We start from the raw sequence: 674 nt of genomic DNA, 5'->3' as shown, positions 1-674 counted from the left end.
TCTTTTGAAAGGCTTAAAGGATCATATGCTTTTCATAAAGCACATTTTAATCACTCACTAAAATCATAAGATTCGTCTGTTAAATAAACTGACATAACCGATAAAATAGACAAAAGCCCATTAAAAGAGATTTTTATAATCTATGGAATAATTTTATAGATCTTTTTTTATAGGTTGTTTCATTAAAATCTTGCACCAAAACCATGATCAGAACCCCACCACTTCAGTTTCTCAACTAGTGATCAAGGCTTTGGAGCGCGTCTTATTTTCTAAATTTCTGAAATCTTTTTGATATTTTTTAGGTGCTATTTCTTGTCTTTTTTTCCGATAAAATTGACTATTTTCTCTTTCCACGAGCGGGGTTGCTCCTTGCTGGTAACCTCTTGTTGATCATCAAGCTTTTTTGCCACCTGTTTAATCAAAGCGTAACTCACTTGCTTCACCTTTGCTACTTCTTTGGCTAAAGCTAATGCACGTTCAAGGTGGGTTTTGTTGATGCTCTCGTCAAAGCCTAGGTGATCACCTGCCGTAAAGCTTTTCTGATAAGATTGTAAGGTCTCAACATCACCCAATAAAGCAAGAGCGCCAAGATGAAGTAAAGCATAATCCGTATCATCTGCTTTAGACGTGGCGCCTTTTTCCCAAGGAGCAGTGCCATAATCAGAGCGAAGTCT

General features: G+C 36.9%; 1 protein-coding gene. It reads right to left on the bottom strand.

Annotated elements, in window-relative coordinates; genetic code table 11:
- Positions 1 to 305 precede the first annotated feature (305 nt).
- Positions 306 to 674: DUF6990 domain-containing protein (locus ACFINH_RS10230; protein ID WP_375633065.1), on the bottom strand; the 369-nt coding region annotated here is incomplete at its 5' end.

Source organism: Bartonella sp. AA74HLJMH, assembly GCF_042197045.1.
GTDB lineage: Bacteria > Pseudomonadota > Alphaproteobacteria > Rhizobiales > Rhizobiaceae > Bartonella.
This window is presented reverse-complemented; position numbering and strand designations above follow the sequence as displayed.